The 12,459-nt window shown below is 44.3% G+C and carries 15 protein-coding genes and 4 pseudogenes; 18 read left to right on the forward strand and 1 reads right to left on the reverse strand.

Features of this window, described 5'->3' with window-relative positions:
• Positions 1-106 precede the first annotated feature (106 nt).
• A pseudogene (locus MUN53_RS02610) lies at positions 107-437 on the reverse strand (transposase); the annotation flags it as partial.
• A 170-nt stretch (positions 438-607) separates the two neighbouring features.
• Here MUN53_RS02610 and MUN53_RS02615 point away from each other — a divergent pair.
• From MUN53_RS02615 to MUN53_RS02690, 18 genes and pseudogenes are all read left to right on the forward strand, one after another.
• Positions 608-1,303: a flavodoxin family protein gene (locus tag MUN53_RS02615; RefSeq protein WP_243323293.1), complete on the forward strand. Its 696-nt coding sequence runs from the start codon at positions 608-610 to the stop codon at positions 1,301-1,303.
• Between the two features lie 18 nt (positions 1,304-1,321).
• Positions 1,322-1,870 carry a cyclophilin-like fold protein gene (locus MUN53_RS02620; RefSeq protein ID WP_243323294.1) on the forward strand — a complete coding sequence of 183 codons (549 nt, stop codon included), beginning with the start codon at positions 1,322-1,324 and terminating at the stop codon, positions 1,868-1,870.
• A gap of 20 nt (positions 1,871-1,890) precedes the next feature.
• On the forward strand, positions 1,891-2,757 hold the full coding sequence (locus tag MUN53_RS02625; RefSeq protein ID WP_243323295.1) for a DUF3737 family protein: 867 nt from the start codon (positions 1,891-1,893) through the stop codon (positions 2,755-2,757).
• A 12-nt stretch (positions 2,758-2,769) separates the two neighbouring features.
• On the forward strand, positions 2,770-3,948 hold the full coding sequence (locus MUN53_RS02630; protein ID WP_243323296.1) for a MalY/PatB family protein: 1,179 nt from the start codon (positions 2,770-2,772) through the stop codon (positions 3,946-3,948).
• Positions 3,949-3,952: 4 nt separating this feature from the next.
• Positions 3,953-5,194: a DUF418 domain-containing protein gene (locus MUN53_RS02635; protein WP_243323298.1), complete on the forward strand. Its 1,242-nt coding sequence runs from the start codon at positions 3,953-3,955 to the stop codon at positions 5,192-5,194.
• A gap of 1 nt (position 5,195) precedes the next feature.
• Entirely contained in the window at positions 5,196-6,620 is a 1,425-nt protein-coding gene (locus MUN53_RS02640; RefSeq protein WP_243323299.1) for an MATE family efflux transporter, read from the forward strand.
• Positions 6,621-6,770: 150 nt separating this feature from the next.
• Positions 6,771-7,301, forward strand: a pseudogene (locus MUN53_RS02645) (flavin reductase family protein); the annotation flags it as partial.
• Between the two features lie 39 nt (positions 7,302-7,340).
• The gene (gene dmpI, locus MUN53_RS02650; RefSeq protein ID WP_317236336.1) at positions 7,341-7,529 is read left to right on the forward strand and encodes a 4-oxalocrotonate tautomerase DmpI; all 189 of its coding nucleotides are present in this window, start codon (positions 7,341-7,343) and stop codon (positions 7,527-7,529) included.
• Between the two features lie 11 nt (positions 7,530-7,540).
• On the forward strand, positions 7,541-8,179 hold the full coding sequence (locus MUN53_RS02655) for a flavodoxin family protein (protein WP_243323301.1): 639 nt from the start codon (positions 7,541-7,543) through the stop codon (positions 8,177-8,179).
• A gap of 19 nt (positions 8,180-8,198) precedes the next feature.
• Positions 8,199-9,146, forward strand: coding sequence for an aldo/keto reductase (locus tag MUN53_RS02660; protein ID WP_243323302.1), 948 nt, complete (start codon positions 8,199-8,201; stop codon positions 9,144-9,146).
• 138 nt (positions 9,147-9,284) lie between these two features.
• Positions 9,285-9,578 (forward strand): hypothetical protein, encoded by a 294-nt coding sequence (locus MUN53_RS02665; protein WP_243323303.1) that lies wholly within the window; start codon positions 9,285-9,287, stop codon positions 9,576-9,578.
• Between the two features lie 78 nt (positions 9,579-9,656).
• Positions 9,657-9,722 carry a twin-arginine translocation signal domain-containing protein gene (locus tag MUN53_RS18375; protein ID WP_394803028.1) on the forward strand — a complete coding sequence of 22 codons (66 nt, stop codon included), beginning with the start codon at positions 9,657-9,659 and terminating at the stop codon, positions 9,720-9,722.
• Between the two features lie 39 nt (positions 9,723-9,761).
• A complete protein-coding gene (locus tag MUN53_RS02670) occupies positions 9,762-10,295 on the forward strand; it encodes a flavodoxin family protein (RefSeq protein WP_243323304.1) in 534 nt (177 codons plus the stop codon).
• Positions 10,296-10,598: 303 nt separating this feature from the next.
• Positions 10,599-10,818: pseudogene (locus tag MUN53_RS18415) on the forward strand (putative quinol monooxygenase); the annotation flags it as partial.
• A 9-nt stretch (positions 10,819-10,827) separates the two neighbouring features.
• Entirely contained in the window at positions 10,828-11,043 is a 216-nt protein-coding gene (locus MUN53_RS02675) for an aldo/keto reductase (protein WP_394803029.1), read from the forward strand.
• Positions 11,040-11,746, forward strand: a pseudogene (locus tag MUN53_RS02680) (DUF362 domain-containing protein); the annotation flags it as partial. The gene MUN53_RS02675 and the pseudogene MUN53_RS02680, both read left to right, overlap by 4 nt.
• 11 nt (positions 11,747-11,757) lie before the next feature.
• On the forward strand, positions 11,758-12,267 hold the full coding sequence (locus MUN53_RS02685; protein WP_243323305.1) for an ECF transporter S component: 510 nt from the start codon (positions 11,758-11,760) through the stop codon (positions 12,265-12,267).
• Positions 12,267-12,458 carry a Sec-independent protein translocase subunit TatA/TatB gene (locus tag MUN53_RS02690; RefSeq protein WP_018711874.1) on the forward strand — a complete coding sequence of 64 codons (192 nt, stop codon included), beginning with the start codon at positions 12,267-12,269 and terminating at the stop codon, positions 12,456-12,458. The genes MUN53_RS02685 and MUN53_RS02690 overlap by 1 nt, the downstream gene beginning before the upstream one ends.
• Position 12,459: the final 1 nt, after the last annotated feature.

Consider the following 12,459-nt stretch of genomic DNA (forward strand, 5'->3'; position numbering starts at 1 on the left):
GGATGGTGGCTACATATTGATGTTGTGCTGTTGCTTTTTACTGAAAGCTGCTACTAACGACTCATAAATCTACCCTTAATCGTGTATTGGATGATAGTTGCGGATTTTAGGACTTCTTGAAAGTCTGTAATTTGATAAAATAACATAGATTCGATATAAAATCAAAAATAGTAAGCCTGTCAGTGACAAAATTTGTGTCATTGACGGGCTTCTTTTCAAAAAAACAGTATGCTGCGATAGCTGAAAAAGAATTGGATATGAATTTGCTGCATGAAGTTGTATGGATTGAAGAATGTTTAGCTGTACAATATTCTTCAGTTCGTCATTGACAGGTTCATGTAAGGCTTTTTTAAGAGCAGTATATCGTCTACTACATTCATCAGTGAGTTCTTCATCTTGCTTTCAACTTTAGTGATAAACTGTATACCATTAAGGAAATAGCATTTCAGATATTTCTAGACATAAATTGGAATAAAGAGTCTTTCTGATTGATATATTCTTTTTTATGCTATCTGTAATTGGGGTAATCTTCTCTGTAATTCATCTACCGTTTAGTTTATGTTTTCAACTTAATTTTGTAATATAAGAATGATAAAGATAATAAGATATGGAAAGAAGAACATTTTTAAGAAACTGTATACTGACTGCTGGTAGCGTACTGATTGGAGGGTCAGCAATCTTCCGCTTTCTGAAAGTCAGTAAACAGAAAGAAGAGCCTCTCTCCACAACAATAGAGACAATATGTCAGGGTAATGGGAAGAATGTTCTTGTACTGATGAGTGCAGGTACGCGGAAAGGTAATACGGACCGTTTGACTGATGCTTATATCAGAGGGCTGTCTGAAAAGGGGCACAGCGTGACGAAAGTGTATTTGGGAAGTATGCACATGGCGGGATGTCGAGGATGCGGAGCTTGCCAACACAATGGAAACCGTTGTGTAGTACAGGATGACATGCAACTACTTTATCCACTTTTTGTCGCATGTGATATGCTTGTAATGGCCTCACCTCTCTATTTTTGGACGATTACAGCGAAACTGAAATCTTTTATTGAACGTTTATATGCCATTTCTGTTGAGGATAAATATCCGGAGAAGGAAACCGTACTGCTTATGACCGCAGGAGACAATAATAAGCATACTTTCGACCAGGCTTTGAACTATTTCCATATCATCAGCGGAGTGCTGGGAGGAAAAGAGATTGGAACTTATTTAGCGGGAGGTTGCACGGGCTGTGAGAATATTTCCCGTCAAATTGCTCCAGAGCATCTTGAAAAAGCATATAAAATGGGACTGGATTTATAAATATTAAATAGAAAAGATATGAACAAATGTATTATTATTCTGACTTTGTTGCTGATGTCTGTCACAACTGCACTGACTTCTTGTAGCCCAGAAGATGAACCGATAACGGAAAATATAATTCCACCTTCCATTCCGGATCCAGAGGAGCCGGAAGACGATAACGGTGATGAAAATGATAATGAAAATAACGGTAATAATGAAGGAGAAAACCAAATGAATAGAAATATTACAATTCGTGTAGGTGATCGTAGTTTTGTTGCTACACTTGAGGATAACGCTACAGCACGTGCTTTTAATTCTCTACTACCCATGAGAATAACGATGAACGAGATGAACGGGAACGAGAAGTATTATTACTTGTCTAAGAATTTGCCCACAAATAGTTATCGACCGGGAACAATTCGTAACGGAGATTTGATGCTTTACGGTTCGAATTGTCTCGTTTTATTCTATGAAACATTCTCCTCGTCTTACAGCTATACACGTTTAGGACAAATTGATGATCCGTCTGGATTATCTTCTGTTCTTGGTCGAGGCAATGTGACCGTAACTTTTGAAATTAAATAATCTTTAAACAAATATTTCAAATGAAACTTATTAAAGATACCGAATTTGGGGGCGAACGCCCTCTGTTTGAATCACATAATCTTCGTCTGGAGAATGTGATTATCCGCGCCGGGGAATCGGCCATCAAGGAGTGCAGCAACATTGAGGCGGTGGACTGCCGCTTTGAAGGGAATTATCCCTTCTGGCATGTACACGGTTTCAAGATAGAACGCTGCTATTTCGATGTGGGAGGACGTTCGGCCTTATGGTATTCCGACCATCTGGTGATGAAGGATACTGTGATTGATGCTCCGAAAATGTTCCGCGAAATGAGTGAGATCGATATCGAAAACGTTACGATGAACGATGCCGATGAGGTGTTCTGGCGTTGCAACGGTATCCGTGTAAGAAATCTCAAACTGCACGGAGGAACTTATCCATTCATGTTCAGCCACGACATTTATGTGGACGGACTGGAGAGTGACAGCAAGTATGTGTTCCAGTATGTGAAGAACGTTGAAATCCACAATGCCAGAATTACCACAAAGGATGCCTTCTGGGAAGTGGAGAATGTGACCATTTACGATTCCGAACTGAATGGTGAATATTTGGGCTGGCATTCGAAGAATCTGCGTCTGGTCAATTGTCATATTACCGGCGAGCAGCCGCTCTGTTATGCCCATGACCTTGTGTTGGAGAATTGTACATTCGGACCGGATTGTGACCGAGCCTTTGAGTATAGTACGTTGCAGGCCGACATCCGTGGTGCCATAACTAACATCAAGAATCCTACATCCGGACGTATCGTGGCAGATGAATACGGTTCGATAACCATTGACGAGAACATCAAGGCTCCTGCCGATTGCGAAATCCGGCTTAGAGATGAGCACACCTGTTTTACTGACTGATATGTACGGACAATGAAATACGATTTTGACACGATTGTTCCTCGCCGTGGAACCAATTCCTACAAGTGGGACAGTATGCCGGCCGGTAAGGACGTACTTCCTTTATGGGTGGCCGACATGGATTTCCGTACGGTTCCAGCCATTACCGAAGCATTGGCAAGGCGGGTGCAGCACGGCATATTCGGGTATGTGCGTGTTCCCGATGAATATTATACGACCGTAACCCGATGGTTTGAAAGGCGTCATGACTGGTATATCGATAAAGAATGGATGATATATACCTCCGGAGTGGTGCCGGCTGTATCTGCTGTCATCAAGGCATTGACAGAACCCGGTGACGGTGTGGTCGTGCAGACTCCGGTATACAACTGCTTTTTCTCGTCCATCCGCAACAACGGATGCCGCATCGTCAGCAATCCGTTGATATATGAGGACGGTACATACCATATTGACTTTGATGATTTGGAGCGCAAGACTTCTGATACAAGTGTAAAGCTATTGCTTCTGTGCAACCCACATAATCCGGCAGGACGTGTATGGACCCGTGAGGAGCTGTCCCGTATAGGGGAAATCTGTCATCGGAATAACGTGATGGTTATCACGGATGAAATACACTGTGAACTTGTCTTCCCGGGACATACCTATACTCCGTTTGCCTCAGTCTGCGAGGAGCATTTATGGAACTCGGTAACTTGCGTATCACCCAGCAAGTCATTCAATATTGCAGGACTGCAGATAGCCAATATCATAGCCCGTGACGAAGAGGTACGTCGGCGTATAGACCGAGCCATCAATATCAACGAGGTGTGCGATGTGAATCCGTTCGGCATAGAGGCCACTATCGCAGCCTACAATGAAGGCGAGGAATGGCTCATGTTGCTGCTAGACTATCTGAAGGCCAATTATGACCTTCTACGGGATTTCTTCCATACGTACCTGCCGGAAATATCTGTCACTAAGTTGGAAGGAACCTATCTGGTATGGACTGACTGCAGGATATTCAAACAGTCTTCCGATACATTGCAGTCCCGTCTGTTGGAAGAAACCGGACTTTGGCTCAACAGCGGTACCATGTATGGAGCCGAAGGAGAAGGATTTTTGCGTTGGAACATTGCCTGCCCGCGTACGGTACTAGAAGATGCTTTGGAAAGATTCAAATGTTTTGTTGACTCATTAAGTACTGATAAGTAATGATATGGAACATACACTAACCAATGACCTATCGCCTGTAAAATCATCGGAGCGCGTTGTCATTCTGGATGCATTGCGTGGCTTCGCTCTTTTGGGCATTGTCATCGCCAATTTCCCAGAGTTTTCACTGTATACGTTCATGTCAGCAGAAGATACAGCACTGCTGCCGTTTTCTGCTGCCGACAGGTATGTGCGATATTTGCTCTATTTCTTTATTGACGGTAAATTTTATACCATATTTTCCCTGCTGTTCGGCATAGGTTTTTCCATTATTCTGGAGAATGTGGCAAAAAGAGGTGGAAATGCGATGAGGGTATTCTACAGGAGAATGTTTGTCTTGGCATTTATTGGAGCATTGCATCTGATGTTTATCTGGAGCGGAGACATCCTGCTGCTCTATGCATTGCTCGGGATGCTTCTTCCGCTTTTCAGAAAACTGTCGGACCGCATCTTGCTTACTGTTGCAGCCGTGTTGTTGTTCATTCCTGTAGTCATTGATTTTCTGTGTGAGGCCACGCGAACTGACCTTTCAGCCCCAGTAGTGCAGATGCAGCGGATGTATTGTACCCGATTCGGTATTACAGATGATAATTTTGCTTACTGGCTGCGTGACGCCTCAAGTTACAGGGAAGTTTTCCAGTTTCTGATTCAGGGAGCGCTTGTCCGTATACAGGAATTCATCGACGGGAACCGGTATTTCAAGGTGCTGGGACTATTTATCATCGGATTCTACATCGGACGACAACATCTTTATGCCCGTCTTGAAGAGAAAAGAATAGGGTTGAAAAAAATTTTCGGAGCAGGAATTCTTATAGGATTACCATTCACAGTACTATATGCATACAGTACTGTGAACAGTCATCCATGGGGATTGGCCATGCATAGCCTAATCTATTTCTTTGGAGTATATCCATTGGCTTTTGCATACATATCCGGCGTCTGTCTGCTTCTAGTCAAGCATCCAGGCCTAGCTGTTTTCCACCAGTTTGCAGTCCCCGGAAGAATGGCCCTAACAAACTACATAGGACAGTCTGTTATAGGTATCCTGCTATTTTACGGTATAGGATTGGGGTTTGGCGCAGGAATCGGGTTGGGTCTTGTAGTATTGATTGCAGCCGGCGTTTGGATGTTACAGGCGATAATCAGCAGAGTATGGCTGCATTATTGTCAATTCGGCATTCTGGAATGGATGTGGCGTATGCTGACATACGGCAAGACATTCAGACTTGTCAAGAAACGGAGTTGATATGTTGGAGGAAAAGAAAACAGACATTCTGCTCGGCTTTATCCGTGACGGCAAGCCGATGACACTCAAACAGCAGTTACGCCTGACCGTGCAGCTCAGTGTTCCTGCCATCATCGCGCAACTGTCATCCATTATCATGCAGTATATCGATGCGGCTATGGTGGGGAGTCTCGGTGCGGAGGCATCCGCTTCAGTCGGACTGGTAGCGACAACCACGTGGCTTTTCTGGGGGCTTTGTTCGGCTGCCGCTACCGGCTTTTCCGTACAGGTGGCGCACCGGATTGGAGCAAATGATATGAAGGGAGCCCGTATGGTGTTGCGACAGTCACTGGTTGCCACGCTTTTCTTCAGTCTGCTGCTGGCTGCTTTGGGAGCGGCAATCAGCCCTTCATTACCGGGATGGTTGAGGGGAGATATCTCCATACGCCAGGATGCTTCCGTCTATTTCTTCATTTTCTCCCTTTTCCTGCCTGCCCTGCAAATGAATTTTCTGGCAGGTGGCATGCTGCGATGCAGCGGAAATATGCATATCCCCAGTCTTATGGGAGTTATCATGTGTGTACTGGATGTCATATTCAATTTCTTTCTGATTTTTCCGGTGCGCGAGTGTTGTGTTTCCGGAGTGTGGTTCACTATACCGGGAGTCGGACTTGGAGTGATCGGTGCGGCATTGGGTACTGCTGCGGCAGAAATGGTTGCAGCGGGAGTCTTGTTATGGTATCTTCTGACACACTCTGATAAATTGAAGCATGTTCGCAGTGAAGGTAATTTCTGGCCGAAAACTAGAACTTTGAGAAAAGCACTCCGTATTGGTCTCCCTATGGGAATAGAGCATGTGGTCATTTGCGGTGCCCAGATTCTGACAACGGTTATTGTGGCTCCGCTCGGAGTTTTTGCTATCGCTGCCAATTCTTTTGCCATTACGGCCGAAAGTCTGTGTTATATGCCTGGTTATGGAATAGCAGATGCGGCGACGACTCTCGTAGGGCAAAGTATCGGAGCCGGACGGCGGAAACTGACCCGCAGTTTCGCACATATCACTATTCTGATGGGCATGACCATAATGGGGATGATGGGAATACTTATGTATGTATTCGCTCCTGAGATTATCGGTCTGATGACTCCTGTCGAGGAAATACGGACACTTGGCGTAATGGCCTTGCGAATAGAGGCATTTGCCGAACCGATGTTTGCTGCCTCGATTGTGGCATACGGTGTTTTTGTCGGTGCTGCCGATACGCTTGTTCCGTGTCTTATGAACTTCTTCAGTATATGGGCAGTACGCCTGACATTGGCCGCCTGGCTTGCCCCGGCATTTGGTCTGAAAGGTGTATGGATAGCCATGTGTGTCGAGTTATGCTTCCGTGGACTGATTTTCCTTATTCGGTTGAAACGGGAACGGTGGATGAAACAGTTCAGCATATAACGTAAAATCGAGTATAGGGGTATAAATATCGGTAATTTGTCTATGCGCATCTTTACCTTTTCAAACTATTTTTGCAGGAGAATCAGTAAGTTAAGAGCAAAATAGATATGTTGTAAGTTTATAAAAATTAGAATAATAAATTAATATACAATGAAAAGAAATTTAGGTAGTGTACTTGGCCTGTATCCGACCCCGTTAGTGGTCGTCGGTACATTTGTTCAGGAAAAAGTCAATTGGGTATTGGTTGCCCATGTAGGAATCATCGGTCATAACCGTATTCTGGTTTCACTTGCCAAACCGCATTTCACCAATCAGGGAATTAAGGTTTCCGGACGCCTGTCTGTAAACATCGTGGATGAATCCTTGCTTCAGTCCGCCGACTATGTCGGTTGCGTCAGCGGAGCAAAAACGGACAAGTCGGAAGTATTCGCCTTCCACGTGAGCGAATTTGGAGCTCCCGTTATCGAAAACTCACCGCTTGTCATGGACTGTGAGGTGCTGGATAATTACGAGACCGACACATTTGACAATTTTATATGCAGTATTTCAGCTACTTACGCTGAAGAGTCAGTGCTTAATGAAAACGGTAAGATCGATTACCATAAACTGAAACCGGTCCTTTTTGAAATGCCGACATATTCATATTTGCGCACTGGTGAAGTAATAGGTAAATGCATGTCTTTTGGAAAATCACTGAAAAATAGATAAGGAGGAATAAGTATGCCATCAATAACCATGGAATTAGTAAAGATGAGCAGAGAGAAAAAGGCTCAGCTTGTTAAAGATGTTACGGAAGCGACTGCACGTGCAACTGGTATAGATCCACAGGCCATTTTTGTATTTATAAAGGAAAATGAACCTGAAAATGTTGGTGTCGGGGGTATATTGTTACCGGATTTGAAAAAGTAAATGGAATAGAAATGGAATCTCTTAAAGTATTATTGGTAAATGGCAGCCCGCATAAAGAAGGATGTGTTTATACCGCTTTGTCTGAAATAGCAAAGACATTGAAGGCGGAAGGCATACAGTCCGAAATATTCTGGATAGGGAATCAACCTTTGGCCGGCTGTATCGGTTGCGGAACATGCATAGGCAAGAGATGTTGCTTCCGAAAGGATATTGTCAATGACTTCACGGCATTGATTGACGAGTATGACGGATTTGTCTTTGGAACTCCTGTCCATTATTCAGGAGCCAGTGGTTCCATGACATCATTTATGGATCGTGTATTCTTTATTGATGAGTTCAATGGAGAACATTTTGCCGGCAAACCAGCGGCAACAATAGCTACCTGTCGTCGTAGCGGTGGTACGGCGACTCTTGATCAATTGAACAAATATATGGCCGATTGTAACATGCCTATTGTCCCGTCTCAGTATTGGAATATTGTCCATGGAAACAATGCTGAAGAAGTTCTGAATGATGAGGAAGGTTTGCAGACAATGCGAGTTTTGGCAAGAAATATGGCATGGCTGCTGAAATGTATTCAAGCCGGACGGAAAGCCGGAATAACTTTCCCGGAACATGGGCCGCACACCATGACTAATTTTATACGTTAAACTAAAAAAAGAATGTACTATGGTAAATAAGCCGTCAATTGTATTGGGAACATGGTCGTGGGGCACAGGAATGGCCGGTGGCGATCAGGTATTTGGAAATTATCTTGGAGAAAAGGAGTTGCGTCCTGTTTTCGAGGAGGCAATGAAGAACGGTTTGAATCTGTGGGATTCGGCTGTGGTATATGGTATGGGATCATCAGAGACCCTGCTTTCTACCTTTACCCGTGAATACCCGCGTGATGAGGTATTCATTTCCACTAAATTCACACCGCAAATTGCCGACAATCAGTCCGGAGACCCGGTTGCGAAGATGCTGGAAGGAAGCCTTGAACGCTTCGGAACGGATTATGTCGATATCTACTGGATTCATAATCCGGCTGATGTGGAACGCTGGACTCCTTTCCTTGCCCTGTTGGTTAAAGAAGGAAAAATCCGTCGTGTAGGCGTATCCAATCATAATCTGTCCCAACTCAAGCGTGCGGAAGAAATCCTCTCTGCCGAGGGTATTCACGTGTCTGCCGTACAGAACCATTACAGTCTGCTTTACCGCTCTTCCGAGAAGGCCGGCATATTGGACTACTGCCGTGAGAGAGGCATCGACTTCTGGGCATACATGGTATTGGAACAGGGCGCCCTGAGCGGAAAGTACGATACGACCCATCCTTTGCCTCAAGGAAGCCAGCGTGGAGAAACCTATAATCCGATGTTGCCTCAGATAGAGGAGCTTGTCCATGCAATGCGTTCCGTAGGCGATAAATATGGAGTGTCCCCTGCTCAGGTGGCAATTGCCTGGGCAATAGCCAAAGGTACTACTCCCATTATCGGTGTAACGAAAGTGGAACAGGTTCGGGATATAGTCCAGGCTCTTCAAGTTACACTTTCACCGGAAAATATGAAGACGATTGAGTATGCGGCAGAAAATACGGGTGTAGATACACGAGGCTCGTGGGAAATGCCGATGATTTGACAATGCCTTATTGGAAAAGACGTTTCCGTTGTCGGAGTGGAGTGTTGAAGTTTATCTGAAGTTCATGGACGAAGCCGGCATTGGCCAGTCTGTGGTTTCCATGCCTGCCATGCAGCTACAACGAGTCGTGCGCCAAGGGTGAAAACCAAGTATCAGAGTTGGTTCCTTTTCTGTACTTCGCTTCCATTGCCTGGTATAGGTGCATCCGTTCGGGAGACCATTTATGCACTGGAAACACTCGGCACAGCGATATCAAGCTGGAAACAAACAACCGAATATGTTGTTGATGCCGGACTTGATACACTCATGGACGTTCAGAATGAGTGGCAGGTTGTGGTGTTCCTACATCTGCACAAACCACCCCCACACCGATATATGAAGGCATCTTCAGAAGACTGGATTGAAACGCTTGTAGGACAGGATGAGAGATGATACGAAGCTGTCTGTTTCTTTACCCGGAATCTTTACCAGAAATGCTGAAACGTCATTCCATAGCAACAAATAAGGAATCTGGATAGAAGAGATTTTTTGAAATATTCGGCATCAGCGGTAGCGACAGTTTTATTGTCACGGTAAATCGTAGCCGATGAATTATTTAATGAAAATAAATATAATATGAAGATTGTAGTATTGACAGGAAGTCCCCGACGCAACGGTAACACGAATTATCTGGCCGATCAGTTCATCGCCGGGGCGCAGGATAAGGGGCATGAGGTGTTCCGTTTCGATTGTACCACCCATAAAGTAAACGGTTGTATGGCTTGCAATCGCTGCGGCATGGATGGTGACTGCGTCTTGAAAGACGATTTCAGTATTGTACGCTCACATCTGCTGGAAGCAGATATGGTGGTATTTGTGACTCCTATGTATTATTTCGGATTTTCAGCACAGATCAAGAGTGTCATTGACCGCTTCTACGCCATCAACGGACGAATAAAAGGTGTTCCTAAAAAGACGGCCTTCCTGATGGCATATGCTAATAGCGCATATAAGGATGCTGAAGCCATGCGGGTACATTACGCTACTTTGGCAGATTACCTTGGTTGGAGAGATATGGGGTCTGTCATAGCTCCGGGCGTATGGACAGCCGGTTCAATACAGGAAACCAAATATGGAAAAGAAGCCTATCAACTTGGTAGAGGTTTATAACCATTAGTGGCACGTTTACTTATAGAATACTGTTTCGGAGATATTTATACGCGTGATGGTCTGAGTTTGCGGCCCCGTGAATTACTTATTTATTGCATTTTCAACACACTGGAAGCCGATTTCCAACTTAAGTCCCATACTTTGGTAAATGTAAAGTTATGAACAGGCGGGGAAATACTTTTGACCGGTGTTATCCAGTATTTGCCTTACATCGGTTTTCCGCCTACCATGAAAGTGCTGAATGCCATCAAGAATGTCGGATGTGAAACTGTAGATCTGGCCAGATAGCTGGTGCGTCTCTTGAAGATTGAAGTCTCTATGCGTCTTGAATCGGGAGTATTGACACTCTATGCCACAGCGAAGAAAGAAAACTTGAACAAAGTCACGATTCTGGAGATTTAAGCAGATGAAGAAGCTTATCGCAAGCACATCCAGACTCTGCATTTCCAAAAATACAAACAAGGAACGCTCAATATGTTCACTTGAACTGATAGATCCCACACCGTTTATCCCCGGACTAAAATCAAATGACATGGAAAAGAGAATATTGGGAAAGAACGGACCGACAGTATTCACTATAGGACTGGGCTGTATGGGCTTCACGCAAAGCTATCCGTCAAGTCCAGAAAAAAGAGCCATTGCAATCTTGTGTAAGTCTATAGAAACCGGTATCACTTTCTTTGATACTGCTGAGGTCTACAGCATGTTCAGAAATGATGAGTTCGTAGACGAGGCACTTGAACCCTAGTACAGAAAGTAAACGGAACCATTGTGGAGTGCAATACGGCATACGATGGAGATCGTTCCAACACGGAAAGTCATCTTAAGGCAGCTGCCGATCACGAGTTTACTGCCATTGCTACGTTAGATATCATGGATACGGAAGGCGAAACTGCATTACCCGTTATAGGCGGGAAACACCTTACGCGCAACATCGTGGGCAAGAATTATCTCAATTATGACTTCACGATTATCCTCTCCCATTTCAAAGGTCGTGCAATGGGTGGATTCGGTGGAGCCATCAAGAATATGTCTATCGCAATAGCGTCCTCCAATGGCAAACGCCTGATTCATTCCGCCGGTACAAGCACCATAAGTTGGGGAAATCTTGCTCTGGACGATTTTCTGGAATCGATGTCAGAAGCAGCCAAGGCTGTAGCTGATCATTGCGGGGGAATATCCTGTATATCAGCGTAGCCAATAACCTGTCCGTTGATTGTGACTGCGATTCTTCTCCAGAAGATCCCAGGATGGGTGATATCGGTATTCTGGCCTCACTGGATCCGGTGGCTCTTGACAGAGCCTGTACGGATCTTGTCCGCTCATCGGATGACCACTGGAAAATCCATTTGATTGAACGTATAGACTCACGCCACGGTATGCATACGCTGTATCATGCCGAGGCTCTAGGAATTGGAAACCAGAAATATGAACTAGTAGAACTTGATTGAATTATTATTTTATGGAAGCAGTAATTAAACTCTATTCATTAGGGTATAAACAAGCGAAAACGTATTTGGCGGCTGCGCTTTTCACCTTGGGGAATATGATTGTCCCCCAGCTTTGCCATACGGTTCATATGGGAGGTCCGACCTGGTTGCCTATCTATCTTTTCACATTAATAGGCGCCTATAAATATGGCTGGCGCGTCGGCCTGTTGACAGCGATAGCTTCACCATTGCTCAATTCCGCACTTTTCGGAATGCCTGCATTGTCTTCATTACCGGCTATTCTTCTTAAATCTGTCTTGCTTGCAGGAATAGCAGGATATACGGCACATAGATTTCAAAAGGTATCTGTTTTTCTGATGCTCGTGGTGGTATTGGGTTATCAGATATTAGGAGCATTGGGAGAATGGCTGTTGAAGGGAGATTTTTATCTGGCATCACAAGATTTCCGTATCGGCATTCCGGGAATGCTCATACAGATTTTTGGTGGATATTTGTTTGTTAAATACTTAATACATAAATAATGATGTTTGGAATTGGTACACAAGAAATTATTTTTATCATACTGATTGTTCTTCTATTCTTTGGAGGGAAGAAGATTCCGGAACTGATGAAAGGCATAGGTAAAGGTGTCCGCAGTTTTAAGGAAGGTATGAATGGGATTGAAAAAGAATTGGATGTGAAAGAAAACAATTCTTCCACAAAAAATGAATGAA

The sequence above is a fragment of the Parabacteroides faecalis genome, assembly GCF_022809355.1.
Lineage (GTDB): Bacteria > Bacteroidota > Bacteroidia > Bacteroidales > Tannerellaceae > Parabacteroides > Parabacteroides faecalis.